At 69.4% G+C, this 25,825-nt stretch carries 20 protein-coding genes and 1 tRNA gene; 9 read left to right on the top strand and 12 right to left on the bottom strand.

Going from position 1 to position 25,825, the window contains the following annotated elements:
* The first annotated feature begins 3 nt into the window (after positions 1-3).
* The 3 genes from NC7_RS28440 (at position 4) to NC7_RS11170 (ending at position 3,854) form a co-directional block, all read left to right on the top strand.
* Positions 4-1,491: a DUF8176 domain-containing protein gene (locus NC7_RS28440; RefSeq protein ID WP_084458355.1), complete on the top strand. Its 1,488-nt coding sequence runs from the start codon at positions 4-6 to the stop codon at positions 1,489-1,491.
* A gap of 88 nt (positions 1,492-1,579) precedes the next feature.
* Complete coding sequence (locus NC7_RS11175; RefSeq protein ID WP_067981618.1) at positions 1,580-2,755, top strand: aminotransferase-like domain-containing protein; 1,176 nt, start codon at positions 1,580-1,582, stop codon at positions 2,753-2,755.
* 187 nt (positions 2,756-2,942) lie between these two features.
* Positions 2,943-3,854 (top strand): alpha/beta hydrolase, encoded by a 912-nt coding sequence (locus NC7_RS11170; RefSeq protein ID WP_067981615.1) that lies wholly within the window; start codon positions 2,943-2,945, stop codon positions 3,852-3,854.
* Here the strand turns inward: NC7_RS11170 and NC7_RS11165 are convergent, their stop codons facing one another.
* Both NC7_RS11165 and glpK read right to left on the bottom strand, forming a co-directional pair.
* Entirely contained in the window at positions 3,855-4,508 is a 654-nt protein-coding gene (locus tag NC7_RS11165; protein WP_084458353.1) for a TetR/AcrR family transcriptional regulator, read from the bottom strand.
* The gene (gene glpK / locus NC7_RS11160; protein ID WP_067981613.1) at positions 4,469-5,965 is read right to left on the bottom strand and encodes a glycerol kinase GlpK; all 1,497 of its coding nucleotides are present in this window, start codon (positions 5,963-5,965) and stop codon (positions 4,469-4,471) included. The genes NC7_RS11165 and glpK overlap by 40 nt, the downstream gene beginning before the upstream one ends.
* Before the next feature lie 235 nt (positions 5,966-6,200).
* On the opposite strand from glpK, the gene glpD reads away from it, so the two are divergent.
* On the top strand, positions 6,201-7,991 hold the full coding sequence (gene glpD, locus NC7_RS11155) for a glycerol-3-phosphate dehydrogenase (protein ID WP_236573286.1): 1,791 nt from the start codon (positions 6,201-6,203) through the stop codon (positions 7,989-7,991).
* A 15-nt stretch (positions 7,992-8,006) separates the two neighbouring features.
* On the opposite strand, the gene NC7_RS11150 is transcribed toward glpD, so the two are convergent.
* A complete protein-coding gene (locus tag NC7_RS11150) occupies positions 8,007-8,780 on the bottom strand; it encodes an Fpg/Nei family DNA glycosylase (RefSeq protein ID WP_067981611.1) in 774 nt (257 codons plus the stop codon).
* A 3-nt stretch (positions 8,781-8,783) separates the two neighbouring features.
* Positions 8,784-13,742, bottom strand: a complete 4,959-nt coding sequence (locus tag NC7_RS11145; protein ID WP_067981675.1) for an Lhr family ATP-dependent helicase — start codon at positions 13,740-13,742, stop codon at positions 8,784-8,786.
* Positions 13,743-13,894: 152 nt separating this feature from the next.
* Between NC7_RS11145 and NC7_RS11140 the strand changes: the two genes are divergently transcribed.
* A complete protein-coding gene (locus tag NC7_RS11140) occupies positions 13,895-14,428 on the top strand; it encodes a histidine phosphatase family protein (protein ID WP_444979994.1) in 534 nt (177 codons plus the stop codon).
* Positions 14,429-14,468: 40 nt separating this feature from the next.
* Here NC7_RS11140 and NC7_RS11135 read toward each other — a convergent pair.
* Both NC7_RS11135 and amaB read right to left on the bottom strand, forming a co-directional pair.
* A tRNA-Met gene (locus tag NC7_RS11135) sits at positions 14,469-14,545 on the bottom strand.
* 53 nt (positions 14,546-14,598) lie between these two features.
* The gene (gene amaB / locus NC7_RS11130; protein ID WP_084458349.1) at positions 14,599-16,122 is read right to left on the bottom strand and encodes an L-piperidine-6-carboxylate dehydrogenase; all 1,524 of its coding nucleotides are present in this window, start codon (positions 16,120-16,122) and stop codon (positions 14,599-14,601) included.
* 113 nt (positions 16,123-16,235) lie between these two features.
* Here amaB and NC7_RS11125 point away from each other — a divergent pair, with 113 nt between their 5' ends.
* From NC7_RS11125 to NC7_RS11115, 3 genes are all read left to right on the top strand, one after another.
* The gene (locus tag NC7_RS11125) at positions 16,236-16,688 is read left to right on the top strand and encodes an Lrp/AsnC family transcriptional regulator (protein ID WP_067490712.1); all 453 of its coding nucleotides are present in this window, start codon (positions 16,236-16,238) and stop codon (positions 16,686-16,688) included.
* 64 nt (positions 16,689-16,752) lie between these two features.
* Positions 16,753-18,093, top strand: a complete 1,341-nt coding sequence (gene lat / locus NC7_RS11120) for an L-lysine 6-transaminase (RefSeq protein ID WP_067981607.1) — start codon at positions 16,753-16,755, stop codon at positions 18,091-18,093.
* Between the two features lie 111 nt (positions 18,094-18,204).
* Complete coding sequence (locus tag NC7_RS11115; protein WP_067981606.1) at positions 18,205-18,399, top strand: hypothetical protein; 195 nt, start codon at positions 18,205-18,207, stop codon at positions 18,397-18,399.
* A gap of 21 nt (positions 18,400-18,420) precedes the next feature.
* Here NC7_RS11115 and NC7_RS11110 read toward each other — a convergent pair whose 3' ends face one another.
* The 5 genes from NC7_RS11110 to NC7_RS11090 form a co-directional block, all read right to left on the bottom strand.
* Positions 18,421-18,777 carry a hypothetical protein gene (locus NC7_RS11110; RefSeq protein WP_067981604.1) on the bottom strand — a complete coding sequence of 119 codons (357 nt, stop codon included), beginning with the start codon at positions 18,775-18,777 and terminating at the stop codon, positions 18,421-18,423.
* Positions 18,778-18,800: 23 nt separating this feature from the next.
* Positions 18,801-20,168 (bottom strand): hypothetical protein, encoded by a 1,368-nt coding sequence (locus NC7_RS11105; protein WP_067981602.1) that lies wholly within the window; start codon positions 20,166-20,168, stop codon positions 18,801-18,803.
* A 102-nt stretch (positions 20,169-20,270) separates the two neighbouring features.
* Positions 20,271-21,239: a patatin-like phospholipase family protein gene (locus NC7_RS11100; RefSeq protein ID WP_084458347.1), complete on the bottom strand. Its 969-nt coding sequence runs from the start codon at positions 21,237-21,239 to the stop codon at positions 20,271-20,273.
* A 201-nt stretch (positions 21,240-21,440) separates the two neighbouring features.
* Positions 21,441-23,240, bottom strand: a complete 1,800-nt coding sequence (locus NC7_RS11095) for an acetyl/propionyl/methylcrotonyl-CoA carboxylase subunit alpha (RefSeq protein WP_067981601.1) — start codon at positions 23,238-23,240, stop codon at positions 21,441-21,443.
* 185 nt (positions 23,241-23,425) lie between these two features.
* Entirely contained in the window at positions 23,426-24,301 is an 876-nt protein-coding gene (locus NC7_RS11090) for a sulfurtransferase (protein ID WP_067981665.1), read from the bottom strand.
* 150 nt (positions 24,302-24,451) lie between these two features.
* Between NC7_RS11090 and NC7_RS11085 the strand changes: the two genes are divergently transcribed.
* Positions 24,452-25,264, top strand: coding sequence for a helix-turn-helix transcriptional regulator (locus NC7_RS11085; protein WP_067981597.1), 813 nt, complete (start codon positions 24,452-24,454; stop codon positions 25,262-25,264).
* Here the strand turns inward: NC7_RS11085 and NC7_RS11080 are convergent.
* Positions 25,190-25,825 carry a Maf family protein gene (locus NC7_RS11080; protein ID WP_067981595.1) on the bottom strand — a complete coding sequence of 212 codons (636 nt, stop codon included), beginning with the start codon at positions 25,823-25,825 and terminating at the stop codon, positions 25,190-25,192. The genes NC7_RS11085 and NC7_RS11080 overlap by 75 nt on opposite strands.

The raw sequence follows: 25,825 nt of genomic DNA, 5'->3' as shown, positions 1-25,825 counted from the left end.
ACTGTGGCCACCGAGGATGACGAGAACGAGCGCGGCCGAAACCGGCCCGCGAGTGAATTCGGTCCTCCCGTAGGCGATTTCGGGCCGCCGGTCGACGACGCCGGTTTCGGCGGTCCCCTCGCCGTGCCGCCGCCCGCCCTGCCGGGGCCGCTGCCGGAGGTGGGTTGGCGTCCCGCGCAGGCGGGTTCCGCGCCTGCTCCCGGGCCGTTCGGCGCACCGGTCGGTGGGCCGCCCGCCGCGCCGCCTGCTGGCCCGGTCCCGTCCGGTGCGCCGCCTGCCGGTTCGGTCCCGTCCGGTGTGCCGCCTGCCGGTCCCGTGCCGGGCGCCGCGCCGCCCGCCGGTCCGCCCGGTAGTTCCGCACCACCGGCTGGGCCAACCGCTCAGGTGCCGCCGCGTAACCCCGATTCCGGTGTGCCCCCTCGTCGTTCGGCGCCGACATCGGTATTCGGCGAGGCCGTGTCCGCGCCACCGCCGCCAAATTCTGTTGTGCCGCCGCATCGTTCGACACCGACCACTGCCTTCGGTGGCCCCACACCGCCGCCGGCGAATCCTGGCGCGCCACGGTCTTCGGCGTCGGTCTTCGGCGACGCCGTGTCCGCGCCGCCGCCCGCGCGTCCGGCACCGCCCGCCGATCCGACCGTGCGTTTCGGTGCCGAGGCACCCGCCGCCGGTGGCTCGGTGTTCGGCGACTCGGTGCCCGTCACTTCCGGAAAGGAAGAGACCGAGGTCATCCGGCGTGGCTCCGCGCCGCGTCAACAGCGAGTCCCCGAGCCGGAGCGGATATCCGAACCCCCACGCGCACCGGTCGTGGGCAACGACACCGAGGACCGCGCCTGGTGGAACAGCCCCGACGACGACGGCGGCGTTCCCAAACCGCCCGAACCGGGCCTGTCCTGGGCCGACGACCCCATCGCCCGCAGACTCGCCCCGAAGACCCCCGCCGCGCCGGTCCCGGAGACCTCCGAGCCCGACAACCGGATGCGCTGGATCATCGGCGGCGTCGCGGCGGCTGTGCTGCTGGTCGTCGCGCTGGTGCTCACCATCGGGCTGGTCAAACGCGGTGGCGGGGAAGACCCCGGCCCCACCGCTGCACCGGTCACCTCGGCGGCCGCGGGCACCGAGTGCCGGGCGGCCGCCGACCCGGGTGTCACGGTCGGTAACGGCGCGGGCGACACCTCCTCCGGCGCCAAGGCGATCCTCGGCTTCCAGTACGGCTTCTACGTCGAACGCTCCGGCGCGCGGGTGCGTGAGTTCGTGGCGCCCGACGCGGTGAACATCTCGCCCGCCGACGTCATCCAGAAGGCCATCGACGAGCAGATCCCGGCCGGGACCAAGCACTGCGTGAAGATGCGTGAGACCACCCTCGGCATCTACGACGTGGAACTGCGCGAGTGGCATCCCGACGGTTCGGCGAACGTGTACAAACAGGAGATCGTCACCACGCAGACCGAAGGAAAGTGGCAGGTCAAGTCCATCACCGCCATTCCGTAGTCCCATTCTATGGGACAACAATTTCATATTCTGGTGAGCGCTGTGGGATCGTTGGTCATCGCGTCCCCTGGCGTTCCCGGAGGTTTCCATGTCGCTGACCAGTCCCGCATTGGCGGGCAAGCTCGCCGGTTTGCAGAGTTCGGCGATCCGGGACCTGCTCAAACTCACCGCACGACCCGAGATCATCAGCCTCGCCGGTGGCCTGCCCGACGCGGCGCTGATGCCGGGTGAGCGGATCGCCGCCGCCGCCGAGACCGCCCTGCGCGATCCGGCGGTGCTGCAGTACACCGAGTCGCCCGGCTGGCCCGCGCTGCGTGCGGTGATCGCGGCCCGCGCGTCGGCCGAGATCGGCCGCGAGGTGCCGGTCGGCGAGGTGTTCATCACCCACGGTTCCCAGCAGGCGCTGTCGCTGCTCGCCGAGACGCTGCTCGATCCCGGTGCGCTGGTCGTGGTGGAGGACCCGGCGTATGTCGGTGCGCTGCAGGTGTTCCGGGCCGCCGGTGCGCGGATCGTCGCCGTGCCACTCGATGCCGACGGGCTGCGCGTCGACGTGCTCGAGGAGTTGCTGGCCGCCGGTGAGCGTCCGGCCGTGGTCCACACCGTGGCCAACTTCCACAATCCCGGTGGGGTCACGCTCGCGCCGCAGCGCCGTCGCCGACTCGCGGAACTCGCTGAGGCGCACGGCTTCTGGGTGATCGAGGACGACCCCTACGGCGCACTCAGCTTCGACGAGCCCGCCCCGGCGCCGGTCGCCGCCTACTCCTCCCAGGTGATCCGCCTGTCGAGCGTGTCCAAGATCCTTGCCCCCGCCCTGCGCGTCGGCTGGCTGATCGCGCCCGAAAGAGTCTGTCGCGCGGTCGAACTCCTCAAACAGGGTGCCGACCTGTGCGGCTCGGCCCTGACCCACCAGATCACCGCCGACCTGCTCACCGACACCGGCTGGCTCGATGCCCACGTCGCCACTGTCCGCGCCGCCTACGGCACTCGCGCCCGCGCCTTGGTCACCGCCCTGCGCGCCACCTTCGGTGACCGGATCCACTGCACCGACCCCACCGGCGGCATGTTCATCTGGGCCGACTTCACCGACGCCACGAACACCTCTTCGCTCCTCCCCGCCGCCCTCGAAGCGGGTGTCGCCTACGTCCCCGGCTCGGCCTTCGCCGTCACCGACGCCTACCACGCCTCCATGCGCCTGTGCTTCACCACCTCCGACGAACCCACCCTCACCGAAGCCGTCCACCGCCTGGCAAAGGCCGCCGCCTGATCCCCGCTGCCGGATGGGCTCGAGACCGATCCCGGTGGCCGGGCACTGGAGCAGGTCTCACCCTGCTCGAAATGCGAGCACAGAAATCGCTGCCCCGCATTCGCGCTGATCAGTGGGTATTTTCGGCGCTCTGATCTGCTCGCGAAAGCGAGTTGGCGGCGGGTGTGCTGGTCGGGATCCTGGGGGCATGGAGTATTCGAGTTATCTGCGGTTTCTGCCTGCCCGGTACCGCGACAGGGTCATCGAACCGCAGTCGACATGGTGGGAGTGGCGCGGGCGCCGGGTGCATGTGGCCAGGGCGGAGCCTGCCCGGGCCACGGTTCGGATGTTGGCCTTGCACGGGGCGGGCGGGCATGCGGGGTTGGTCTGGCCGCTCCTGGGAATCGCTGCGGGGGAGGGTGTTTCGGTCGCGGCACTCGATCTACCGCTCTACGGTGACACCGTCGAGCCGAGACCCGGATCGGTGCGGTATCGCGACTGGGTCGAGCTCGTGAGCGAGTTCGTCTGTGCGGAAGCCGAATCCGACAGCAGGCCGTTGGTGCTGTTCGGTGCGAGTATCGGTGGGATACTCGCCTACGAGGTCGCGGCCCGGACCGGACGGGTCGCGCACGTTGTGGCGACGTGTCTGCTCGACCCCGGTGATCCCGCCGCGCGTCGGGCCGCAGCGCGTTGGAAGGTGTTGGGCGCGTTGCCGACCGGCGTCGTTCGCGGAACGGGACGGGTGGCGGGTGGTGTGCGGCTGCCGATCCGGTGGCTGGTCGACATGGCGAACATGAGTCTCGATCCGGCGCTGTCGCGGCACTGCGGCAGCGACCCGAGGGGCGGTGGCGTGCGAATCCCCCTCGGCTTTCTCACCGACTTCCTCTGCTACGAACACACACCGCCGCAGGACTACCAGGGTCCGCCGGTGACACTGGTCCACCCGGCGCTGGACCGGTGGACGCCGCCGGAACTGAGCGTGCGGTTCCTCGACCGGATCGCCGCCGACACGCGAACGGTCCTGCTCGACGGATGCGGTCATTTCCCGGTCGAAGAACCAGGCCTCACCCAGCTCGCGGACACGCTGCGGGCGATCAACGCCTCGGTCCGCACACCCTGATCAGGCGAGATCGGTTCGTCCGTCCGGCGGCGGGAGCAACTGTCGTGCCAGCACCAACAGCGCGTCGGCATCGATGGTGTGTCGCGTCATGACGCGGTGCACCTGCGTGTCGACGGCGTGGACCAGCGTGCGAGCCGTGAGCTGCGGGTCCGGCCCGCCGCGTTCGCATCGTCGCAGGTGGAACTCCACCTCGGCGACGACGTGATCCTCGAAGGCCCGCACCGCCTCCCAATCCGCGGGCAGGCGCGGTGCCACGCGATGCATGAGGGCGTGCAGCGCGGGGCGGTCGCGATGCAGGTCGGCGACCGCCGTCACGAGCACGCGCAGCGTCTCGTCGAACGACGGTTCCTCGGCCCGTAACCGAGCGAACACCTCGCCGAGTTCGGTGCCCGCGGCGACGAGATGATGCTCGGCCAGTGCGCGCAGCATGGCCGCCTTGTTCGGGAAGTACTGGTACAGCGTGCCGATGGAGACGCCTGCCCGCTCGGCGATCCGGTTGGTCGTCGCCGCCGCGCCCTCGCGGGAGAACACCTGGGCGGCGGCCTCGAGCAGCGTTTCCACGGTTTCGCGCGCCCGGCGTTGACGTGGCAGTTTGCGCGGGCGGTCGTCCACGGTCAGGACCAGTTGTAGGTGCGTTCCACGGCCTTGTTCCATTCCGAATACCGTTGAGTGCGTTCGTCTTCGAGCATGTCGGGGGTCCAGGTGTGGTCGGCGGCCCAGTTGGCGCGCAGGTCGTCGAGGCTGGACCAGTAGCCCACCGCCAGGCCCGCGGCGTAGGCGGCGCCGAGGGCGGTGGTTTCGCGGACCACCGGGCGGACGACGGGGACGTCGAGGATGTCGGCCTGGAACTGCATGAGCAGGTCGTTGCCGGTCATGCCGCCGTCGACCTTGAGGGTGGTGAGTTCGAGGTCGAGGTGCTGGGCCGTGGCGTCGGCGCGCATGGCGTCGACCACCTCGCGGGTCTGGAAGGCGGTGGATTCCAGTGCGGCCCTGGCCAGATGGGCCTTGGTGACGAAGCGGGTGAGGCCGGCGATCACCCCACGGGCGTCGGGCCGCCAGCGCGGGGCGAACAGGCCGGAGAACGCGGGGACGAAATAGGCGCCGCCGTTGTCGGCGACGCTGCGGGCGAGGGGCTCCACCTCGGCGGCGGAGGAAATGATGCCGAGGTTGTCACGCAACCACTGCACGAGCGAACCGGTGACCGCGATCGACCCCTCCAGCGCGTAGACCGCGGGGGTGTCGCCGATCTGGTAGCAGGCGGTGGTGAGCAACCCGTGCTTGCTGAACACCGGTGTGGTACCGGTGTTGAGGAGCATGAAATTGCCTGTGCCGTAGGTGTTCTTGGCCTCGCCGGGTGACAGGCACGCCTGCCCGAAGGTGGCGGCCTGCTGGTCGCCGAGAATGCCCGCCACGGGTGCGCCCGCGAAGGGCCCGGCCGTGATCTCCGCGTAGACCTCCGATGAGCTGCGGATCTCGGGCAGCATCGACATCGGCACGTCGAATTCCGCGCAGATCCGCGAATCCCACTGCAGCGTGCGCAGATCCATCAGCATCGTGCGCGACGCGTTGGTCACGTCGGTGCGGTGCTCACCGGTGAGGTTCCACAGCACCCAGGTGTCCATCGTGCCGAAACACAGGTCGCCCGCTTGCGCCCGGTCCCGCGCCCCGTCCACGTTGTCGAGGATCCAGCGCAGTTTCGGTCCGGCGAAATAGGTCGACAGCGGCAGCCCGGTGCGGTCGGCGTACCTCGACGGCCCCTGCTCGCCGCCGAGCTCGGCGCACAACTGATCGGTCCGGGTGTCCTGCCAGACGATGGCGTTGTACACCGGTTCGCCGGTGGTCCGGTCCCACACGACGGTGGTTTCGCGCTGGTTGGTGATGCCGATGGCGGCCAGGTCGCCCGCCGAGCAGCCACTGGTGCCGAGCGCCGCGCCGAGCACCCATTCGGTATTGCGCCACACCTCGACCGGATCGTGTTCCACCCAGCCGGGCTTGGGGAAGATCTGCCGATGCTCGCGTTGCGCGGTCCCGACGATCCGGCCCTGCCGGTCGAAGACGATGCACCTACTCGAAGTCGTGCCCTGATCGATGGCGGCCACATAGCGACGCATTCAGGCAGGCTACCCAACCGCGCGGGTTGTCGTAGCGAGCTTTGTCGCCGAGGACGAGCCGAAGTCGGCGCGCTGGGCGCGAGGACCGAATTTCAGGCGCGCGCCTCGCCGGGTTCGTCCCACCCGCCGGGTGGCCACTACGTTTAGCCTGTAGGCGGCGCCGGGGCGTGCCCGGCGTCTGGACCCAACTGTCGGCTGGGACCGGCCGTTCACGGTCGGCGGCGAGGAGTCGAGCATGTCGCAGACACCGGAGTTTCCGTTCCTGAATCCTGGTGAGTTGGTCGCGGGCGGAAAGCGGGACCGGCTCGGCCCCGGTCAGCTCGGCCCCGAGCACCGGCGCACGGCCTGGGAACGGCTCGGCAAGGATCAGTTCGACGTGTTGGTCATCGGCGGCGGTGTGGTCGGCGCGGGGATCGCGCTCGACGCGGCGACTCGCGGTCTATCGGTGGCCCTCGTCGAGGCGCGAGACCTCGCCTCGGGCACCTCGAGCCGCTCCTCCAAGATGTTCCACGGCGGGTTGCGCTACCTCGAACAGCTCGAGTTCGGATTGGTGCGCGAGGCGCTCAAGGAACGCGAGCTGGCGTTGTCGACACTGGCACCGCACCTGGTGAAGCCGCTGCGTTTCCTGTATCCGCTCACCCACCGGCTGTGGGAACGACCGTACGTGGCCGCTGGCCTGACCCTCTACGACACCATGGGTGGCGCGAAATCCGTTCCGGGACAGCATCATCTGACCCGCCACGGCGCCCTGCGGCTGGCGCCGGGTCTGCGCCGCGACGCGCTCGTCGGCGGTGTCACCTACTACGACACCGTGGTCGACGACGCCCGCCACACGATGACCGTCGCCCGCACCGCCGCGCACTACGGCGCCGTCATCCGCACGTCCACCCAGGTGGTGGGGCTGCTGCGCGAGGCCGACCGGGTGGTCGGGGCGAAACTGCGCGACACCGAGGACGGGCGAACCGCCGAGGTGCGCGCGAGCGTGGTGGTGAACGCTACGGGCGTGTGGACCGACGAGGTGCAGGGCCTGTCGCGGCAGCGCGGCCGGTTCCATGTGCGTGCGTCCAAGGGCGTGCACATCGTGGTCCCACGCGACCGGATCGTCAGTGACGCGGCGATCATCCTGCGCACCGCCACCTCGGTGCTGTTCGTCATTCCGTGGGGTGCGCACTGGATCGTCGGCACCACCGACACCGACTGGAACCTCGACCTCGCCCACCCGGCGGCCACCAAGGCCGATATCGACTACCTGCTCGACCGGGTGAACGAAGTGCTGGTCACCCCGCTCACCCACGCCGACATCGACGGCGTGTACGCGGGCCTGCGGCCGTTGCTGGCGGGGGAGAGCGACGAGACGTCGAAGCTGTCGCGCGAGCACGCGGTCGCGCGGGTGGCGCCCGGCATGGTGAGCATCGCTGGTGGCAAGTACACCACCTACCGGGTGATGGCGGCCGACGCGATGGACGAAGCGGCACAGGACATTCCGGCGCGGGTGTCGCCATCGATCACCGAGAAGGTGGCGCTGCTCGGTGCCGACGGGTACTTCGCGCTGGTGAACCAGACCGTGCAGCTGGCCGAGCACTACGGCATCCACCCGTACCGGATGACCCACCTGCTCGACCGCTACGGCTCGGTCGTCGACGAGGTGCTCGCCATGGCCGAGGGCAAACCCGAACTGCTGCAACCGATCACCGACGCACCCGCCTACCTGCAGGTCGAGGCGGTGTACGCGGCCGCGGCCGAGGGCGCGCTGCACCTCGACGACATCCTGGCCCGGCGCACGCGCATCTCCATCGAATACCCGGACCGGGGCGCCAACTGCGCACAGCAGGTCGCGCACCTGGTCGCACCGGTCCTTGGCTGGGACGACGACGAGATCGAGCGCGAGGTCTCGACCTATCAGGCCAGGGTGCGCGCGGAGATCGAGTCGCAGACCCGACCCGACGACAAGTCGGCCGATGCCCTGCGGGCGGCCGCGCCGGAGCCGCGTCCGCAGCTGTTGGAGCCGGTGCCGCAGGACCGCTGATCGGATCGCGGTGGCTCAGGGCGGCGGCTGGCAGCGCGGGCAGAAGAAGATGCCACGCTCGCGCTGGGTGATGTGGTCGGCGGGGTCGTCCTCGCCGAGCAGCCGGGAGGCGATGGCGGTGCCGCATCGCGGACACGGGCGACGGGTGCGTCCGTAGACCATCGGCCGCCACGGTGGCCGGTGCGCAGCTTGGCCGAGTACCCGGTGTGACTCGTCGACCAGGGCGGGCAGATCGGTGACGTCGCCGACGGGCGTGGCAGGGTGGACGCGGCGCAGGAAGCAGATCTCACTGCGGTAGATGTTGCCGATGCCCGCCAGATTGCGCTGATCGAGCAGGGCGAGGCCGATCGAGCGGCGCGGGTACTCGCGCAGGCGGCGCAGCGCCTCGGTGGCGTCCCAACCTGGTCCGAGCAGATCGGGCCCGAGGTGGTCGATGACGGTGTGTTCCTCGGCGCGCGCGAGCACCTGCACCTTGCCGAGCGAGAAGCCGACGGCCTCGACCTCGTCCGTGGCCAGTACGAGTCGCGCGGTGACGCGGGGTTTGGTCCAGCGCTGGCCACAATGGAACACCCGCCACACGCCCTCCATCTTCAGATGGGTGTGGATGCTCACCCGATCGGTGCGAACGAACAGGTGCTTGCCGTAGCTCGCCACCTCGTCGACGACCTCGCCGACCAGGTCGACGGTGGCGTAGCGGGGCACGCGGAAGTCGCTGCGGGTCAGGGTCTTTCCGACCAGCGCGGTGCGCAGTCGTTCGGCGGTGCGGAAGACGGTGTCACCCTCGGGCATCGGCTACACCTGCCTGCGCAGCCGGAGCCCGCGCGGGGTCATCGAGAAGCCGGCCTCGACGAGAACGTCGACGAAGGTGTGGCCGTGCACGGTTTCCCCGTTGATCTTGTCGATCACCAGGCTGTCGACGCGGCGGTCGGTGACCAGTCGCGCCAGCGCGGTCGCCGCCGTGCGGCGCAGGCCGATTTCCTCGGTGAAACTGAGCAGCGTCTTGCCGCCGCGCTCCACATAGAGCACCAGCTCGCCGCCGACCAAGACCACCAGCGCGCCCGCTTTCCGTCCCGGTCGGTGGCCGCTGTCGGCATCCCCCTTGGGCCACGGCAGGGCCGCGCCGTACGGGTTGGCCGGGTCGCAGGCGGCCAGGGCGACGGCGACGCCCGCTCGATTGTCGTCGCGGTCGGTGTCGAAGGACCGCAGTCGGTCGACGGTGTCGGTGGTGGAGAACTGCGCGCCGCCGAGGGTGTCGACGAAATAGCCACGCCTGCACCGGCCTCGGTCCTCGAACTCGGTGAGCACGCGATACATGAGCGCGAACCCGCCAGGTACGCCTTCGTTCTGCACGGAGCCTCGGGTCAGCACCCCGTACCGTTCGAGGAGCTGATCGGCCGTGGCGTGCGCGCGAACAGTGTTGTCGCGCACCCGCTCCGGGAGGATCGACCATCGTCCGGCCAGGTTCGGCGGCCCCGAGCGAGTCGGCATGGATGGTCGGGGCAAGTAGGCACGTGCCCGGGGTGCGCGGCGTGGAGTGCGATGCGCGGTGGTGCTGCGCGCGGTGCCCGACAGCAGCGCCCGTACAGGGGCGAAGGTGTCGCCGGAGACGTACCCGGCCCAGACCAACTGCCACAGGGCGTCACCGACCGCCTTGTCGTCGAGCAGGCCGGTGGCGTCGGAGAGCTGGCGGAAGAAGTAGGCACCGCCGCCGCTGAGGTCGGTCGGGAGTCGACGACCCTCGCCACCGCTGACGCCGGATTCGTCGAGGTCGACCACCTCGTCTCGGCGGGTCGGCGTCGATCCACGAGGTCGACGCGGTGGGTCGGTGGCTGTGGATGCGTCGGCCGGAGGATTCTTGCCGGGGCTCGAGTCGATGTCGTGAGGCCCTCCGGGAGTGGGCGAGGGGCCATCGGCTGGTCCAGTGGACGTGGCGTCGCGCTGGGGACGGGGCTCGATGTCGGCGCCGAGGGCGAGGAGGAGGTCGAGTTGGATGTCGGTGGGGTCGATGTCGTCGGGCGGGGGAAGGGTGACCGGTGCCTGTTCGGCCAGGTGGAGGGCGATCCAGCCGTCGCGGGCGGTGATGGCGCCGTGCCCCGACCAGATCACCTCACCGGTGGCCATGAGTTCGTCGAGCATGGCGGGGGAGTAGTCGCGCACCCGCATCGGCAGGATCAGCGATTCCCACGCCGAGGCCGGAATGGGCACGCCCGCGAGCTGTTCCACCACGGTGGCCACGCCGTCGATCCCGCGCAGCTCACCTGACCCGACGTGCTGCCAGGCAGGGAGGAACCGGGCGAACGCGGCGGTGGACACCGGCTCGACCTCGTGCCTGGCCGCCGCGAGCGAACGACGACGCAATCGCCGCAGCACCTGTGCGTCACACCACTCCCCACCGGCCGCTCCCGGCGTGAATTCTCCTTCCACGACGCGCTTCTCGGCCAGCAACCGATGCAACGCGGTGACCGCGACCGCCGACCCCAGACCGAACCGTTCGGCAACGGCGGCGGTGGTGAACGGCGCGTGGGTGCGCGCGTACCGCCCGACGAGATCGCCAAGCGGGTCCGGTACCGGTTCGATGAACGCGGCGGGCACCCCGATCGGCAACGGCACCCCCAGTGCGTCGCGCAGCCGCGCCGCGTCCTCCACCGCGACCCACCAGGTGCGGCCCGCGAACGAAACCTCCAGTGCCCGACGCGAATCCCGCAGTTCCGCGAACCACATCGGGGCGTCGGAGTCAGCGAGCAGTCGCGATTCGTCGGCCTCCTCCGACACGCCTTCGGAAGCCGGGTCGTCGCCGTCCGACACTGCGCTGTCGGACGCGATGGCGCCATGGCGAACGGCTGTCGCGGTTCCCGGGCGGGGTACGCAGCGGGCCGCGGCTTCCGCGGGAGTCAGCGGGCCGAGCAGGCGCAGCAGATCGGCCAGGCCCTCGGCGTCGCGGGCGTGGCGTTCGGGGGTGCGGCGTTGCAGTTCGCGTTCGGTGAGGTCGAGCACGGCCGGGTCGAGAAGCTCGCGCAGTTCGACGCGGCCGAGCAGTTCGGCGAGCAGGCTCGAGTCGAGGGCAAGGGCGGCGGCACGGCGTTCGGCAAGTGGGCTGTCACCGTCGTAGAGGAACTGACCGATGTAGGAGAACAGCAGAGCGTTGGCGAACGGGGAGGGGCTCGCGGTCTCCACCTCGACCAGACGGATCTCCCGGCGTGCCACCCGGGTGAGCAGGTCGCGCAAGGCGGGCAGGTCGTACACATCGCGCAGGCATTCACGCACGGTTTCCAGCAGGATCGGGAACTGCGGGAATTTCCTCGCCACATCGAGCAATTGGGCCGAGCGCTGCCGCTGCTGCCACAGCGGGGCGCGCTTGCCCGGGTCACGCCTCGGCAGCAGCAGTGCGCGGGCGGCGCACTCGCGGAACCGCGACGCGAACAGCGCCGAACCACCGACCTGCTCGGTGACGATGTCGTCGATCTCGTCGGGTTCGAAGGCGAACAGCTCGGCGCCGGGCGGCTGATCCGTGGTGTCGGGCAGCCGCACGACGATGCCGTCGTCGGACGCGGTCGGCGCGGCGTCGATGCCGAACTGTTCCTGCAACCGCGCACCGACCGCCAGCGCCCACGGTGCGTGGACCGGTGTGCCGTACGGCGAATGGAGCACGAGCCGCCAGTCACCGAGTTCGTCGCGGAACCGCTCGACCACCAGGGTGCGATCGGTGGGCAATTGCCCTGTGGCCGTGCGCTGTTCGTCGAGCAGCCCGACCAGATTGGCCGTCGCGTTCTGATCCAGCCCAGCTCTGCACACCAGTTCCTCCAGCCGCAGCGCAGGCTTGCTCAGCTCCGTCGAATCGGGCGAAACTCCAGGAGCCGAGACCTCGGTGCCCATGGACGCCACGATATGGGTCAACTCATCGGCCGGAACCTGACCGGCCGTGCGAACGAATTCGCCCAGTGCCGAACCCAATTCGGCGGGCCGCCCCAACCCATCGCCGTGCCAGAACGGCAGGCGGCCCGGCAGCCCGAAGGCGGGCGAGACCAGCACCCGGTCGAAGGTGATCTCCTCGATCCGCCAACTCGTCGCGCCGAGGGCGAACACATCACCGACGCGGGACTCGTAGACCATCTCCTCGTCGAGTTCACCCACGCGGGAGGCTTTTTCACCGACCATGAACACCGCGAACATGCCGCGGTCGGGGATCGCGCCGCCCGAGGTGACGGCCAGGCGTTGGGCGCCGGGGCGTCCGGTCAGGGTGCCCGCGTCACGATCCCACACCACGCGGGGCCGCAGTTCGGCGAACTCGTCGGACGGGTATCGGCCTGCCAGCAGGTCGAGGACCGATTCGTAGGCCGAACGCGGCAGCTGGGCATAGCTCCCGGTCGACCGGACGACATCGAACCAGGCGTCCACATCGAGCGGTTCCAGCGCGCACGCGGCAACGGTCTGCTGGGCGAGGATGTCGAGCGGATGCGCGGGGATCTGGAGCAGTTCGATCTGCCCGGACAGCATGCGCCCGGCGGCGACGGTGCAGTGGATGACATCGGTGCGGTGCTTGGGAAACAGCACACCCCGGGAGACCTCGCCCACCTGGTGTCCCGCCCGGCCGACGCGCTGCAACCCGCTCGCCACCGACGGCGGCGCCTCCACCTGCACGACCAGGTCGACCGCACCCATGTCGATACCCAGCTCGAGACTGCTGGTGGCAACCACACACCGCAGCCGACCGGTCTTGAGATCGTCTTCGATGATCGCCCGCTGTTCCTTGCTCACCGACCCGTGATGGGCACGAGCCAGCAGGTGCTCGGCGCCGTGGATCACCTCGGTGGACGGCCCGAGCTGGGCGGGTGGTGCGTGTTCGGTCTCGACGGGTTCGCCGAGTTTGGCGGCGTAGGCCTCGTTGAGCCGGGCGGTCAATCGCTCGGCCAGGCGCCGGGAATTCGCGAACACGATCGAGGACCTATGCTCGAGCACCAGGTCGACGATGGCCTCGTCGACGTGCGGCCAGATCGACCCCGGTTGATCGGAGTCACCGCCCGGATCGGTCATGTCCGCGACCGGCACGCGCACCGACAGGTCGAAGGTTTTCGGCGCGGGCGGGCGGACGATGGTGATGGGGGCCTCGCCGACCAGGAACCGGCCGACTTCCTCGGGCGGGCGCACGGTGGCCGACAGCCCGATGCGCTGTGCGGGCCGTTCGGTGAGCTGATCGAGCCGGGCCAGCGACAACGCCAGGTGCGCGCCACGCTTGGACCCGGCGATGGCGTGCACTTCGTCGACGATCACCGTCTCCACCCGGGCCAGGGTTTCCCGCGCCGCGGAGGTGAGCATCAGGAACAGTGATTCGGGTGTGGTGATGAGGATGTCGGGTGGGGTCCGTTGCATGGCCCGGCGCTGCGCGGGGGTGGTGTCACCGGATCGCACGCCCACCGAGATCTCCGGCGGGTCGAGCCCCAGTCGTTTCGCCGTCTGGGTGACACCGACCAGCGGCGCGCGCAGGTTGCGTTCCACATCCACCGCCAGTGCTTTCAACGGCGAGACGTAGAGCACCGACGTCCCACGCGGGGTGCCCGGTTCGGCCGGCCCACGCTGGGCGAGCTGGTCGATCGCCCACAGGAACGCCGACAGTGTCTTGCCCGACCCGGTCGGCGCGACGACGAGGGTGTGCTCCCCGGCGGCGATGGCCTGCCACGCGCCGAGTTGGGCCGACGTCGCCTCGGGGAAGGCGCCGTCGAACCATTGCGCGGTGGCGGGGGAGAACCGGTCCATGGGATTCAGTGTGCACCCACCCACCGACAGTTTCGCGATCCGCGCACCGTCCACCAGCGCCGATGCCGTGCACGGCGAAGATCGCCCGGTCGGGACGGGGTGCGAGGGTGGCCGGGGCCACGTCCGCCGTACCCTGGTCCATCGTGCGAACGGTGCTGAGAGTCGACCTGGTCGGTCACGGCCTCACCGAGGCGGTCCGTAAGGCGCGTTTCCCGGTCGACGAATCATTGGACGAGGCGGGTCTGGCCGCTCTTCGCCGGTGCACACCGCTGGACGGTGCGCAGGTGCGGACGGGCCCCGAACGGCGGGTGCGCGAAACCGCCGAGGCTCTCGGCCTTGCGGGCGAGCGCGACGATCGACTGCGCGACATGGACGCCGGGTCCTGGCGGGGCACGGAGATGAGCAGGGTGCCGCAGGACCAGCTGTTCGCCTGGCTCACCGACCCGGAGTTCCGTGGGCACGGGGGTGAGTCGGTGACCGATCTGGTGGAGCGGGCGCGGTTCTGGCTGGCCGAGATCGCCTCGGCCGGGGCGGACACCGTCGCGGTGACCCATCCCTCGGTGATCCGCGCGGCGCTGCTGGTCGTCTTCGACGCCCCACCGAAGTCTTTCTGGCGCATCGACGTTCAACCGGCGAGCGTCGTCCGCCTGCATCATCGCGGTAACTGGACACTGCGGCTGGGCTGAACGACGAAAGCCCCGGAGTCGAAACTCCGGGGCTTTCGGATGGTAGCGGGAACAGGATTTGAACCTGCGACCTCTGGGTTATGAGCCCAGCGAGCTACCGAGCTGCTCCATCCCGCGTTGCGTTGTCCACTGTACACGCGGGGTGTCCGAAGGCGAAATCGCCGCCCGGATCAGCCGAAATGGATGCCCTGGGCAAGCGGGAGCTCGGTGGAGTAGTTGATCGTGTTGGTCGCCCGGCGCATATAGGCCTTCCAGGAGTCCGACCCGGACTCACGTCCGCCGCCGGTGTTCTTCTCGCCACCGAACGCGCCGCCGATCTCCGCGCCGGAGGTGCCGATGTTGACATTGGCTATGCCGCAGTCGGATCCGGCGATGAACTGTTCGGCCTCACGCTGGTCGAGGGTGAAGATCGACGAGGAAAGCCCTTGGGTCACACCATTGTTCAGTGCGATGGCCTCGTCCAGGTCGTCGTAGGTGAGCACGTACAGGATCGGTGCGAAGGTTTCCTCACGCACCAGCTCGGTCTGCGCGGGCATCCGCACCAGCGCGGGCCGCACGTAGTACGCCTCCGCCCCGATCAGCTCCACCCGCTCACCGCCGCAGACGATTTCGCCACCTTCGTCGTTCGCGCGCACCAGCGCCGTCCGCATCGCGGTGTAGGCACGTTCGTCGACGAGCGGCCCGACGAGCACGCCGTCGTCGAGCGGATTGCCCACGGGCAGTTGGCTGTACGCCGCCGACAGTCGTTCCACGAGCTGATCGGCGATCGACCGGTGCGCGATCAACCTGCGCAGTGTGGTGCACCGCTGACCCGCCGTGCCCGCCGCCGCGAACACGATGCCACGCACCGCGAGCTCGAGATCCGCGCTCGGCGCGACGATCGCGGCGTTGTTGCCGCCGAGTTCGAGCAGGCACCGCCCGAACCTGGCCGCCACCCGCGGCGCGACGATGCCACCCATCCGCACCGAGCCGGTCGCGCTCAGCAATGCCACCCTCGGGTCGTCGACCAGCGCCTCACCCACGGTCGCATCGCCTTGAACGAGTTGGTGCACCTGCGGATCGGCGCCGACCTCGCGCGCCGCTCGGCGCAGCAGCGTGTGACAGGCCAGCGCCGTGAGCGGCGTGGTCTCCGACGGCTTCCACACCACCGTGTCACCGCAGACCAGCGCGATCGCGGTGTTCCACGCCCACACCGCGACGGGGAAGTTGAACGCCGAGATCACCCCGACCACACCCAGCGGATGCCAGGTCTCCATGAGCCGATGCCCTGGCCGCTCCGACGGCATGGTCGCGCCGTAGAGCTGACGCGACAAACCGATCGCGAACTCGCAGACGTCGATCATCTCCTGCACCTCACCGAGTGCTTCGGCGCCGATCTTGCCCGCCTCCAGCGTCACCAGTTCGGCCAGCTCGTCCTGATGGGCGACCAGCAGGGCCGCCAGCCTGCGAACCAGTGCCGCGCGCACGGGGGCGGGCACCGTGCGCCACGACTCGAACGCGGTGGCCGCGCGGCCGATCGCCGCGTCCACGTCCGCCGGGGTGTCTGGAGTGAGCGGGAGCAGGACACCACCGGAGATCGGCGTGCGTGCGAGCAGGGTGCCCGGCGCGGGCACCTCGGCCCCGAGGCCGTGCAGCAGGGCTCGCGCGCGCAGCGAGAGCTGTTCGGAGAAATGCTCGGTCACGGTGTGGGTCATCGCTGTTCACCTTCTGCTGTTGGTACGACTCACGGAAAAGTTCGCTCGGATTTCGGAGGAGAACAGAAAGAAGTCTTCCCCGCGCAACCCCCGGCCTGCGTTAGCCTTCGCTGATGGCGGATACACCGGCTAGACCCCAGCTCGACGATATCGACCGGCTTCTGATCAGAGAGCTGATGAACGACGGGCGCGCCACCCTGTCGAATCTGGCGGAGAAGGCCAGTCTTTCGGTCTCCGCGGTGCAGTCGCGGGTGCGCAGGCTCGAGGCGCGCGGTGTGATCCGCGGGTACACGGCCAACGTCGATCCCGAAGCGCTCGGGCACCTGCTGTCGGCATTCGTCGCGATCACTCCTCTCGACCCGTCCCAGCCCGATGACGCGCCCGCATTGTTGCAGCACGTTCCCGGCATCGAGGCGTGCCACTCGGTGGCGGGCGAGGAGAGCTACGTCCTGCTGGTGCGGGTGGCCTCACCCCGGCATCTCGAACAGCTGCTGCAAGAGATCCGGGCCACCGCCAACGTGCGGACGCGCAGCACCATCATCCTGCAGACATTCTACGACAGGTAACGATTCTTCGTAATTAATCCGTCATTCCGTGGATGTTCCGTAAATAGTTGCGTACCCTCGGGTCGTGACCATCGAACTGGAGCGCCCCGGCGCGGCGGTCACCCCCGCCAACCGGGTCCACGAAATCCTGTCCTCGCACATCCTCGCGGACGGCTTCGACCTTGTGCTCGACCTGCACAAGTCCCATGGCCGCACGCTCATCGACGAACGCGACGGCACCGCCTATCTCGACATGTTCGGCTTCTTCGCCTCCAATGCCCTCGGGATGAACCACCCGGCCCTGGCGCGCGACGAACGCTTCCGGGCCGAACTGGCCACCGCGGCCGTGAACAAGCCGAGCAACTCCGACATCTACACCGTCGAGATGGCTCGCTTCGTCGACACCTTCGCCCGCGTGCTCGGCGATCCGCGACTGCCACACCTGTTCTTCGTCGACGGCGGGGCGTTGGCGGTCGAGAACGCGCTCAAGGTGGCCTTCGACTGGAAGAGCAGACACAACGAATTCCACGGCCGCTCACCGGAACTCGGCACGCAGGTGCTGCACCTGACCGGTGCTTTCCACGGGCGAAGCGGCTACACCATGTCGCTGACGAACACCGACCCGGTCAAGACCGCGCGCTTCCCCAAGTTCGACTGGCCCCGTCTGGACACTCCGCACACCTTCGCGGGTGACGACCTCGACACGCTCGAGGCCGAAACTCTCGCCCAGGCCGCGCGCGCGTTCGCCGACCGCCCGCACGACATCGCCTGCTTCATCGCCGAACCCATCCAGGGCGAGGGCGGTGACCGTCACCTACGACCGCAGTTCCTGGTCGCGATGCGGCGGTTGTGTCACGACAACGACGCCCTGTTCATCCTCGATGAAGTGCAGACCGGGGTAGGGCTCACCGGAACCACCTGGGCCTTCCAGCAATTGGACGTCACGCCCGACGTGGTGGCGTTCGGGAAGAAGACCCAGGTCTGCGGCATCATGGCAGGGGGCAGGGTCGACGAGGTGCCCGACAATGTCTTCCGGGTGAGTTCGCGACTGAACTCCACCTGGGGCGGCAACCTCACCGACATGGTGCGTGCGCGCCGCGTTCTCGAAGTGCTGGAACGGGATCGGCTGATCGACGAGGTCGGCCCGCTCGGCCGGTACCTGCTCGATCAGCTCGGCCAGCTCGCCGCCGCGCACCCCGAGAAGGTGAGCGAGGTGCGCGGACGCGGGCTGATGTGCGCGATCACGCTGGCCACGCCACTGCTGCGGGATCGCGTGGTGACGGCGCTGCGCGAGCGCGAACACGTGCTGCTGCTGGGCACCGGCGAACGCGGAATCCGGTTCCGTCCGGCACTCACCGTCACCGAAGCAGAACTCGGCAAGGCCGTCGACGCCCTCGACCGGGTACTGGCGACCATCGCGGAATGACGGCAGAACTGTTGGGAGAAACCTGATTCGGTATTTGACCGAACGGTCAGATATGCAAGACTCGTCTTCCGAGCGAACAACTCGATCGACAACTACCGAACAGGACTCTCGATGAAGAAGCTCGTTGCTGTCAGCGCCGTGATCGCCGGCCTCGCCCTCCCCGTCGCGACCGCGAACGCGGCCACCGCACCCGATATCGCCCCCGCCGCGACCCAGGTCGGGTCCTCGACGGGCGACATCTTCTCGGCGGTCTGCGAATTCCTCAACGGCGGCTGGGCAGGTCGTCCCAAGCCCTGCATCTACTGACGAGACCGGATGCCCGGTGGCTCAGCCCAATTCGGGGCTGAGTCGCGGGGTGAGGGCCAGGGCGCCCGCGACGAAACGGGTCACCGATTCGACGCCGGTGGCCAGGGCGTCGGCGAAGCCGTCGCGCGCCCAACCGGTGATCAGCGCGGTGCCGTCCGCGTCGGGGGTGACGCCGATCTCGGCGATCATCTCCGCCGTGGTCGGCACGCACACCGCCCACGACAGGTGCGATTCGTCCGCCCAGCCGCTGTCGCGGCGGGCGATGTAACCAGGGTCGACGATGCCTGCTTCGGCCAGCGCGGGACGGTCGTCGATGCGGTCGTCGGCGCGCAGGGCCCGCAGGTACCAGGAGCCCGCGTTGATCTCGATCGGTTCCACGACGGGGAGCCTAGTCGTCGGCGTCACTGGTAGTAGGGCGTGGCCTGCACCCAGTGGAAGCCGCGCGAGACGACCGGGAACTGCGCGAGATCCACCTGGTCGAGCCGCATCCGCACCGAGCGACCGCCGAGCTTGCCGTCGAGGACGAGCTGGTCGTCCTGTGGCCGAGCGTAAGTGAAGGACGCGAGGGTCAACTGGTGGCTGGTGTCCTTGGACAACGTGACGGTCTGCTTGCCGGTGTCGACGCGGGCGGGAAAGGACACCAGCGAATCGTCGAGGCGCTGGGCGGTCATGCCCTGCGGGATGTCGAAGATGATGCGGCGGAACCGTTCGGTCGGGTTCGGCAGCCCGGTGCCCGGTGCGTCGAAGTCCACGAGCGCGGGCACCGGCTGGCCGTCGACCGTGTACTCGGTGACATTCCAGATGCCGTAGAGCGGCGACTTCGGCCGGGCGTTGCCGTAGGTGTGCCAGCCGTCGTAGGCCTCGACCGCCGTGGCGACGAGCAACCACGACCCGAGCAGCACCTGGGCGCCGAGCATCAGCCGGTGGCCACGTGGCGAACCGAGCAGGGCGGCGCGCCGGCTCGGCTCGACCGCACGACCGAGCAGTGCCCGGACCAGCCTCGCCAGCTCGGGAGCCGCGAGAAGCGTTGCGTACAAGAGCAATTGGAGGGCGAACAGCTTCACCGGCACATCGAAGGTGAGATTCATCAGCACCACCTGCAGTGCGACGATCACCGCGAGAACCGAGCCGAGCCCGGCGGTGAGCGGCAGGATCAGCAGCACCGCGGCCGTCACCTCGGCGGCCCCGAGCGCCATCTCGTAGGGCTCGGACAACGACGACTGCGCCCACAGCACCGCCATCGGGCTCATGTGCCCGAACGGTTCGACCAGCCGCTCCAGATTGAACGACATCTGCGTCGGCATCAGCTTGATCATCCCGTACAGCATCAGCGCGCTCACCAGGGTGAACCGCACCAGCAGTCGGAACCAGGCGTACAGGCGGTCATAGGCGGTGCGGCGGCGGTCCAGCACCGACCACACGGCGGTCACCGGGATCGCGACCAGGATCAGGGTGACGACGCTGATCCACTTCGCGGCCGTGTCACCGCTACCGGTGACCGTGTAGTCGACCCGGACATCGAAGAGCCGGATACCGACCCAGTCGGTCAGGGGATGCAGCGCGAGCCACTTGCCGATCTCGGCCACCGCCTGCTGCGGCAGACCGAGGGTGCGCAGCAAGGCATGTAGCAGCCACGCACCCGCCATACCGATGCCGACGGTGACGAACGTGAAGCGGAACAGGACGCGAACGGCCGGATGCCACCCCGACTCGTCCCGATGCTCCCCGGCGGACTCCACCGACGGTCGAGCCAGCACCTGCGTACCCATCCCGGTCTCCCTCTGCTCATGCCCTCGCCGCTGAGACGCTAAGGGAGCGGGCAGAACCGGGAAATCCGGCAAAACCGGTGCCCCGGAGTTCCGGGGCTCGGCTCAGGCCGGGCTCGGCCGGTCACCGAGCAGGGCGTGGACGGCGGCGCGGCCGAGCTCGAGGGCCTGCGTGAGCAGGGTGGTGTCGCGTGCGGCGCTGTCGACCGACGGTGCGTCCTCGGGCGGATGGACCTGCAGCACCCGGTCACCGAGGCCCGCCAGATAGGTGTCCTCCACGGCCTGCTGGCCGGGGCGCGCCGACCACGCGCGGAACGCGCCGGGGGCGACCGCACGCAGATACCCGCCACCGACCACGCGGTGCACCAGGGGAGCGGGCGGGCGCAGTTCGCCGGCGCGGCGCGTACGCAGCACCAGCGCGTGGGTGGCTCCCGCGCCGACAGCGCTCCGGATCGGCACGGTCTCCGAGAGGCCGCCGTCGAAATAGCTGCGACCGGCCAGTTCCACCGGCGGACCCGCGAGCAACGGCAACCCCGCCGACGCGCGCAACGCCGTGAGCAGGGTCGGTTTGTCGACGATGAACGGTGCGAGATCGACCGGCAGCCCGGTACGGGTGTCGGTGGCGATCGGGTGGAAGCTGGTCGGATTGGCCAGAATCGCCGGGAAGTCCATCGGCTCGATCCCGTCGTACACCCGGTGCACCAGGTAGTGCAGATCGAAGACCGGTCGCCCGCGCACGATCCGCACCGGGTCGACCACGCGCCGCATGATGGTGCGATCCGTCCACGACCGCATCCCCGACGCGGCCCGACCACACAGCAGCCATGCCCCGTTGATCGCCCCGGCCGACGTGCCGTACACGGCGTCGAACACCGCCGACAGCCCGAGCTCCTCTAGTGCCTGCACCATGCCGCTGGAGTACACCCCGCGACTGCCGCCACCCTCGATCACCAACGCCAGCCGATGGCCGTCGTCGCGATGCCCGGCAGCCTGCCTGCCGCGAATGACCTCGGCGACCGACACCGGACCCGGCACGGCCGAGGAATCCGAGCCGACGTGCGCAGAACTGGTCACCGGTTCACCATATCCAGACACAACGACGATCCGCTGCCTGGGCAGCGGATCGTCGCTTTTCGTTCACGCAACTCGTGATCTGGTCGGCACACGGGTAACTCGCCGGGGACGAGCTACCGAGACCATCAACCCTTGGTCCGGCCGCCGACGAAGCTCTCGCCGCACCTGGGTCCGGCCTGAATTCGCGGAGCGGCGGAACAGCTACTTGATCTCGGCCAAGACGGTGCCCTGGGTGATCGCCGCACCCGCCTCGACGGCCAGCCCGGTGACCACACCGGCCTTGTGCGCGTTGACCGGGTTCTCCATCTTCATGGCCTCGAGCACCACGATCAGGTCGCCCGCCTCGACGGTCTGGCCCTCTTCGACGGCGACCTTCACCACGGTGCCCTGCATGGGCGCGGTGACCGCGTCACCGGAAGCGGCACCGCCACCGGCGCCACCCCGCTTGCGTGCCTTCGGCTTCTTGCGGACCACACCGTTACCGGCCGCACCGGCCGCGCCGCCACCGAGGGAGAACTGGCCGGGCAGCGACACCTCGACGCGACGGCCACCGACCTCGACGACCACCTTCTGCCGGGGCAGGTCCTCGTCCTCGTCGGCCGGTGCACCGCCGCCGGTGTACGGCTCGACGGTGTTCTTCCACTCGGTTTCGATCCACTTGGTGTAGACGTCGAACTTCTCGCCGTCACCGATGAACGCCGGATCCTCGACGATCGCGCGGTGGAACGGGATGACCGTCGCCAGGCCGTCGACCTCGTACTCGGCCAGCGCGCGACGGGCACGCTGCAGCGCCTGCTCACGGTTCTCGCCGGTGACGATCAGCTTGGCGAGCATCGAGTCGAACTGGCCGCCGATGACGCTGCCCTGCACCACACCGGAATCCACGCGCACACCGGGGCCCGACGGCTCGCGGTACACGCTGACCGGGCCGGGGGCGGGCAGGAAGCCGCGACCGGCGTCCTCGCCGTTGATGCGGAACTCGAACGAGTGACCACGCGGAGTCGGGTCCTCGGTGATGCTCAGTTCGTGGCCCTCGGCGATGCGGAACTGCTGACGCACCAGGTCGATACCGGCGGTCTCCTCGGTGACCGGATGCTCCACCTGCAGGCGGGTGTTCACCTCGAGGAACGACACGGTCTCGCCCTGCACCAGGTACTCCACGGTGCCCGCGCCGTAGTAGCCCGCCTCGCGGCAGATGCGCTTGGCCGACTCGTGGATCTTGGCCCGGACCTCGTCGGACAGGAACGGCGCGGGCGCCTCCTCGACGAGCTTCTGGAAGCGACGCTGCAGCGAGCAGTCGCGGGTACCGGCCACGACGACGTTGCCGTGCTGGTCCGCGATGACCTGGGCCTCGACGTGGCGGGCCTTGTCCAGGTACTGCTCGACGAAGCACTCACCGCGACCGAACGCGGCGACGGCCTCACGGGTGGCCGACTCGAACAGCTCGGGGATCTCCTCGATGGTGTGGGCGACCTTCATGCCGCGGCCACCACCACCGAAGGCCGCCTTGATCGCGACCGGGACGCCGTACTCCTCGGCGAACGCGACGACCTCGTCGGCGTTCTTGACCGGGTCCTTGGTGCCCGCGGCCATCGGGGCCTGCGCGCGCTCGGCGATGTGGCGGGCGGTGACCTTGTCACCCAGGTCGCGAATCGACTGCGGCGAGGGGCCGATCCAGATCAGCCCGGCGTCGAGGACGGCCTGGGCGAAGTCGGCGTTCTCGGAGAGGAAGCCGTAGCCGGGGTGGATCGCGTCGGCGCCCGACTTGGCGGCGGCGTCGAGGATCTTGTCGAACACGAGGTACGACTCGGCCGAGGTCTGGCCGCCGAGGGCGAACGCCTCGTCGGCGAGCTTCACGAAGGGAGCGTCGGCATCGGGCTCGGCGTACACCGCGACGCTGGTGATCCCCGCGTCCTTGGCAGCCCGGATCACGCGGACCGCGATCTCGCCGCGGTTAGCTACGAGTACCTTCGTGATCCGTGCGCTGGCATGGCTGGGCACTGAGCCTCCTGTGTGCAATCTTTGGTCGCTTCGGACGGGTCACCGTGTGGGCCCCGCGCCCGGTATCGACAACTTTCGTCTCGGGCGAGTGTAGGCAGTGTGCCAATTCGCCCCGAACTCGGCTAGCCCTACCGTTCAGTAGGTCGTAGGTCACACTACGCGGCACGTCGACCTGTGAACCCGTTTCAATTCGGCTGATCGACGGTGCCCGGTTCGTCGCCCGCGGCGATCGGCAGGCGAACCGAGTTGCCCCATTCGATCCACGAACCGTCGTAATTGCGCACCGACCTGCGGCCGAGCAGGAAGGTCAGGACGAACCAGGTGTGGCTAGAGCGCTCGCCGACCCGGCTGTAGACCACGAGATCCTCGGCGGGCAGGGCGCCATAGATCTCGTCGAGTTCGGCGCGCGAACGGAATCTTCCATCCGGTGAGCAGGCCGATGTCCACGGGATGTTAACGGCGGTTGGCACATGGCCCGCACGTTGTGCCTCGGGCTCCTTGCTGTCGGTGCCCGCGTACTCCTGGGGCGAGCGCACGTCGACGAGCGGGCGGCCGAGCCGGGCGAGGACCTCCTCGCGGAACGCGCGGGCGGTCGCGTCGTCACGCTCGACCGCCGGGTAGTCGCTGCGCTCGGGGAAGGGCAGGTCGAAGGTGGTGTCGCGTTCCTCGGAGATCCAGGCGTCGCGGCCACCGTCGAGCAGGCGCACGTCGTCGTGGCCGAACAAGGTGAAGATCCAGGCGGTGTGCGCGGCTTGGGCATTGCCGCGGTCGCCGTAGATCACCACGGTGTCTTCACGCCGGATACCCTTGGCGCGCATCAGTTCGGTGAACCGGTGACCGTCGATGTAGTCGCGGGTCACCGGGTCGCTCAGGTCACCACGCCAGTCGATCTTGACCGCGCCGGGCACATGCCCGATGTCGTAGAGAAGAATGTCGTCGTTGGATTCGACGACCTTCACACCGGGCACCCCGATGTTTGCGGACAGCCATTCGGTGGTTACCAATCGATGCGGGACTGCGTAGGAACCGAAGGCGGGGTGCGGATCCGGGGCGACGGGCACGGTGTGGTCCTTCACGCGAGAGTTGGGCGGGTGCGGCAGTGTCGAGGCCGTAGCCGATGGTATGTCTGTGGTGGCACATCACGAATCGACGCAATGGGCGAATAAAGCGCAGAGCTGTCCGATAAAGTCTCTGGAGAGGAGGGGTGAGCTATGTCCGATTCATGGCCGCGACGGCGACTGCTCGCGATCCTACGTGGCGCCACCGAGCCCCTCGATGCCCAGGAACTGGCCCGCATCACCGGACAGCACGTCACCACCGTCCGTTTCCACCTCGACGTTCTCACCCGCGAATCGCTCGTCCGCCAGTTCCAGCAACCCCCGCGCGGACGTGGCCGACCTCGCATCGGCTACCGCGCGGTACAGCGCTCGGTCGGGTACCAGGAACTGGCCCAGGTGCTCGCCGACCACCTCGGACCCGATCCGCTCACCCGCTCCGCGGCCGCGATCGAGGCGGGCCGCGCCTGGGGGCGGCGCATGGATATCGGCTCCCACCAGGTGGAAACGCTCGCCGACGCGCGCGACATCACCATGTCGCTGATGTCGGAACTCGGCTTCGCGCCGGAGAAGGACCCGGTCGGCGAGACCGACGAGCACGTACAGATCAATCTCACCGCCTGCCCGCTGCGCGAACTGGCCCGCTCACACGCGGAGGTGGTGTGCGGCGTGCACGTGGGATTGATGCGCGAGGTGCTCGAACGCAACGGCGCGCGCGGTCGGGTCGAGGTGCGACTGCACCCGTTCACCGAGCCGGAACTGTGCAACGCCAAGCTCGAACTCACCCTCGGTGCCGAGAGCCCCGAGGGTGAGTTCGAGGAGCACGGCACGGTCGAGCGCCCGGTCCGCGCGACCGTCAGCGAGGAGCCGGGCGGTCAGCGGATGATCACGCCGTCAGGACCGCGCGTCCCGCCACAGTTGCGTGACACCGACACCGACGTCTTCGAGCAGCCTGCGCAGCAGTGGTAGCCCGATCCCGATGACGCTCGACGGGTCGCCCTCGATCCGGTCGACGAACCAACCGCCGAGACCGTCGAGCGTGAACGCGCCCGCGACCTGCAGTGGTTCGCCGGTGGCGATATAGGCCGCCAGCTCGTCGGGTCCTGGTTTCGCGAAATGCACGGTGGTCGAACTGCACTCGGCCGATTCCGCGACGATCTCACCGTCGCGCAGGCGGAGCACACAGTGACCGGTGAGCAGGTCGGCGCTGCGCCCGGCCATGCTCGCCCAGCGCTCGCGCGCCACCTCGGGGGTGTGCGGTTTACCTTGCAGCCGCCCGTCGACGAGCAGCATCGAGTCGCAACCGACGACGACACAGTCGGCGGCGAGCTCGGGAATGGAACCGGCCACGTCGAGCGCCTTGGCCCGGGCCAGGGCGACGACGACGCCGTCGGCGGAGGTATCAGGGGGAAGCGCGGCCGACACCGCGTCCTCGTCGACCCCGGAGACGCGGACGACGGGATCGATACCCGCCGTCCGGAGCACCCCGAGCCGGGCGGGGGACGCGGAGGCCAAGACCAGCCGGGTCAC

The sequence above is a fragment of the Nocardia caishijiensis NBRC 108228 genome, assembly GCF_001612825.1.
GTDB classification, from domain to species: Bacteria; Actinomycetota; Actinomycetes; order Mycobacteriales; family Mycobacteriaceae; genus Nocardia; species Nocardia caishijiensis.
The sequence above is the reverse complement of the archived record's forward strand: the minus strand, read 5'-3'. Positions and strand labels throughout refer to the sequence as shown.